This window comes from Gordonia sp. (in: high G+C Gram-positive bacteria) (assembly GCF_049299075.1).
Taxonomy (GTDB): Bacteria; Actinomycetota; Actinomycetes; order Mycobacteriales; family Mycobacteriaceae; genus Gordonia.
Genome location: NZ_JBAQWU010000263.1, coordinates 1 through 3,893, shown reverse-complemented (window position 1 = coordinate 3,893; position 3,893 = coordinate 1). Strand labels below are relative to the sequence as shown.

Sequence of the window (3,893 nt, the reverse complement as noted above, 5' to 3'; positions counted from 1 at the left end):
CGATGAACACGGTGAACGCGACATCGTGCGAACTCGCCACCGGCTCGCTCTCCCAGATACCCGCCCGGTGCCGGACGCCGGTCACGGTGTAGGCCGTCGTCCCCGGCGCGAACCCATCGGGTCCGGCCTCGGCGAGAGCCTGCTCCCACAGCGTCGGCACACTCAGGCTGTCGAGCTCGATTCGCTGGCGGGTGGAGTAGCTGCGCAGTTGTCGCCATGCTTCGTCGTTGGGCAGATACCCGGCGATGTCGGCGACCAGCCCCGGTGTCGACTCGCCGCTCGGATCTCCAACGGCGACCAGCCGTTCGACGTAGGTGTTCCTGCTGGTGGCGCTGGTCGTGTCCCAATCGAACAGCCCCGCTGCCACGCGACGCGCGAAGGTCTCGGGATCAGTGGTCGGTGTCAACGGACGCAGCACTCCTGACGTGTCCTCAGTCGCCCCGAGTGTCCACGACCCCGACCCGTGCAGCTCGGTCGTCGGGACCAGTCCTGGGTCGCTGGGCGTGCCGGATCGGAAGGAGACGGTGGCGAAGATGAGCGCCGCGAGGAGCGCGAGCAGGACGATGGCGGCGACGAGCACACGACGAGTCGGGAACTGATCCGGGGCTTCGCGGAGCATTGGGGTTCCTTCCGGTGGGGACTTGGGTGGACACGACATAGGTGCCCGCGCGTCCCCGGCGGTCGTGCTCAGGCGCTCATCGCCTCGTCGGCGGAAGCACGGGCTGAGCGCACCGCGTCAGCGAAGGCGATGGTCTCGGCGAGCACTCGCTCGAACATCTCCCAATCGGAGTCCTTGAGCTGGGCCGCGATGTCGGCAGCGTTGTAGTGGCGCGACCAGCCGTCGAGGTCACTCCAGGTCAAGACGAACGCGCGCAGCGACCGCGAGGTGGCAGGGTTGTTCCTCTTGGCGCGCGGTCTGCCGCCGCCTCGTGCGCGGTCCTGCCTGGCTCGTTCGTCGGCTTCGTCCCGGAGTTGTTCAAGTGCTTCGGCAGTTGTCGACGCTTCCGCAGGAAAGTCGGCTCCAGCGAGTTCGATCGCTGCCTTGACCCGATGGAACGCCGGTGACACGTCGGCGCCGTTCTCGATGTCCCGCAACTCCCTGGCTGCGAGCTCGCGAACGAGGGACGGAAGGCCGTGATCCTCACTCGCACGTCGTACCGCGAGAATCTGCTCCAAGCGCTGGTGGGACTGCTTCCTCGTCACCAGTTGCGATGCCTGGATGCGGGTCTTGCCTGGGCCAGACGCTGGTGCGGAGTCCGCACCACCGCTCACTTCGCCGATGATTTCCGGTGGTGCGGAGTCCGCACCACCGTTCACTCCGTCGTGAGTCGGCAGACTTCCGAACCGCGACGCCTCCTGCCGGCGTGCTGCATCCTCTGCGAGCACCCGCGACAGCTCGTCGAAGAGTGCTGCTTCCTCCAACGGCGTCAGCGGCTTGTGCTGCTCGTTCTCGTCTTGTTGCGCAAGGATGCGCGACAACACGTCCGAGAGGCCGGAACGTACCCATACCTTCAAGGTGCGCCAGCCCAACCGCTTCACGGCTTCGAGCCGCCGTCGACCGCAGACGAGCACTCCGTCAGGCGTGATCGTGATGGGCTGCAACAGGCCATGCTGCTCGATCGACCGCATCAGTGCGTCGATGTCGCCGAGGTCTTGGCGGTGCCGGAACCCGATGACAATCGAGTCGACGGTGCGCGCCAGTTCGATGTGCCCGTTCTGGTCAGACACGGCTCGCTCCTGGCACGAGGGCATCGGCGGCCGCGACGATCGTCCGCGCAATCTCCGGCATGTCGAGAACGTCGTCAACGTCGTATCCGATGAGCAGTAGTAGAAGAACTCCGCGGCCCGCGTTCGTCTTGGCACGGACGCTGCTCTGGTTGCCCAGAACGGCCCTCAGCATCGAAAGCCACGCGCTCTGGTCGATGTCCAGCAGAGCGAGCGGGTGGCGGTCGCGGCGCAACGCCTCGAACGCAGCCTGGCGGTTGTCCGAGCGGCCGAGGCGGTTGCAGATGTACTCGACGCCGCTGCGTGCGATCTCGGTCGGCCACCCCAGCTCGATGAAGACCTCCACGGTGTCGTCGAGTGCGAAGAAGGCGTTGGTCGGCTCGTTGTCCTCGTTGAGCCCGTCGGCCAGGGCCGTCATGAGGTTGTCTCTGAACGCGGGGTGGTAGTCGATCAGCGCCACGTCTCGGTCGCTGAACCGCTCGGCGTCGTGGTGTGCGGAGACCTGCGGGCGGCGTGCTTGGTGGGTGGAGCACAGGAGCCCGTTGGCGCGTTCTTCGGCGATCAGCGTGACCTGCACCGCGCGGGTGACCACGGCCCAGGGGTCGCAGGCGTCGCGTGCGGCGCGGGTACGCATGACCTCGAATGCAGCGACCGCTGCTTCCTCGGGCTCCAGGCGGTGCTTGCGTGCGAGTGCCCCGTACTTGTCCATCGTGTAGCGCATCAGCTCGGCTGCTTCGGGGTCATCGCGCCAGCTCTGCTCACCGGCAGAGTGCAGGCGGTGCAACGTTGCACGTAGTCCTTCGGAGTCGGTGAACGGCGGACGGGTGTCCGCGGGCCGCTTCACAGCCGAATCCCTTGGTCGGTGACGCTCGGCGCCGATGCCGATGCCGAGGCATCCGGTCGTCCGATGGCGTTGCGGGTGATCCGGCGCCGGACCTTCCACGCTGCCTGTGCCGGAGTGCGGCGAGCCCGCCGCGCCAGCTCGGCCTCCAAGTCGATGCCCCCACGCAACCGGTCAGAGCCCAGGGCAGTCACCAGCTCGGACGGGCGCACCCAGGCGATCGTCTTCTGCTCCTTGGCCGGCTCCTGTCCCCGGCGCGCGGCCGGACTCTGGGATGGATCGCGGTGGACGGCCAGAGCCGAGACATCGGCCTCGACCGCCTCGGTCGTCCGGAACGCTGGCTCGAGGGTCCTGTCGGTCCTGTGTTCATGGGGGTCGTGATTCATTGCTGCTCCTTCGTGATAGGCGCGGTCGATAGCTCGGGGGTCGAGCCGGTGGGTGCCAGCCAGCGGCCGACGGTCGAGGGGTGAACGCCGAGGCAGCGGGCGATGGCGCGGTTGCTCATCCCCTCGAGCCGCAGTTGCTCCGCCTCGGCGCGCTGGTCGACGGCGCTCGCCTCCGACGTGGGTGCGGCTAGTGCAGGGGGAAGCTCGCCGGAGTCTGGACGGGTTGCGGCCTTGACGTTGCGGGTCAGATGCACCGTCAGGTGAGTGATGGCAAGCAGCACCATGGGCGGCACCGACGCAACGGCCGCTGCAACAACGGCGGGCACGGATGCGTCGGCGGCGATCACCGCGTGCAGCGCGTTCGCCGCGACCGAGACGGCTGCGCCGGAGGCGAGCAGGAGCCACGGATACCACGTCGCCCGAGGCCGGGCAGCCGGGGAGAGGGCGACCACGGCGACGGTGGCGACGACGATGATGCCGTCGACGATGAGCGGCCAAGCCCACGCTTGCTCCGGCGCGATGCCAGACTGCCGAGCCAGATCGGCCAGCGACGTGAACGAAAGCCAGAACGCACCGGCGGCGATCAGCACGGTCCCGGAGACGGCGGTGGCGACGACCAGACTCATCGGCCCTGTGCCCATCGACTGGGTGTTCACGGGCCGGTCACCTCTATCGGCGTCGTCCCGGTAGCCGGGGTTCGCTGGAGATCGGGGGACGTGGTGCGGTACGCCGACCGGATGGTCGTCTCTGCCTCGCGTTCGGTCAGGCCGGCCGCGCGGGCAGCCTCGCCGAGCACGGCCACGGAGGCGTCAAAGTTGTGACCGGCTTCGACCATCCGGCACGCCGCCCAGAACAGCCCTTGGTTACGGGCTCCCTCCGCACGGGACGCTACCCATGCCGCCAACCGGTCAGGACTGGAACTGGCTGCGCCCATGCCGGGG

At 68.3% G+C, this 3,893-nt stretch carries 5 protein-coding genes and 1 pseudogene; all 6 read right to left on the bottom strand.

Annotated elements, in window-relative coordinates; genetic code table 11:
• Window positions 1-619: hypothetical protein (locus WAW85_RS08220; RefSeq protein ID WP_422559130.1), on the bottom strand; the 619-nt coding region annotated here is incomplete at its 3' end.
• Window positions 620-687: 68 nt separating this feature from the next.
• Window positions 688-1,728, bottom strand: coding sequence for a ParB N-terminal domain-containing protein (locus tag WAW85_RS08215; RefSeq protein WP_422559129.1), 1,041 nt, complete (start codon window positions 1,726-1,728; stop codon window positions 688-690).
• Complete coding sequence (locus WAW85_RS08210; protein WP_422559128.1) at window positions 1,721-2,569, bottom strand: hypothetical protein; 849 nt, start codon at window positions 2,567-2,569, stop codon at window positions 1,721-1,723. Before WAW85_RS08210 ends, WAW85_RS08215 begins: the two co-directional genes overlap by 8 nt.
• The gene (locus tag WAW85_RS08205; RefSeq protein WP_422559127.1) at window positions 2,566-2,952 is read right to left on the bottom strand and encodes a hypothetical protein; all 387 of its coding nucleotides are present in this window, start codon (window positions 2,950-2,952) and stop codon (window positions 2,566-2,568) included. The genes WAW85_RS08210 and WAW85_RS08205 overlap by 4 nt, the downstream gene beginning before the upstream one ends.
• Window positions 2,949-3,608: a DUF2637 domain-containing protein gene (locus WAW85_RS08200; protein WP_422559126.1), complete on the bottom strand. Its 660-nt coding sequence runs from the start codon at window positions 3,606-3,608 to the stop codon at window positions 2,949-2,951. Before WAW85_RS08200 ends, WAW85_RS08205 begins: the two co-directional genes overlap by 4 nt.
• A pseudogene (locus tag WAW85_RS08195) lies at window positions 3,605-3,893 on the bottom strand (hypothetical protein); the annotation flags it as partial. The gene WAW85_RS08200 and the pseudogene WAW85_RS08195, both read right to left, overlap by 4 nt.

Bases quoted from the DNA above. Each gene is read 5' to 3' on its own strand.
- WAW85_RS08205 (WP_422559127.1), bottom strand. From the start codon at position 2,952: ATGAATCACGACCCCCATGAACACAGGACCGACAGGACCCTCGAGCCA.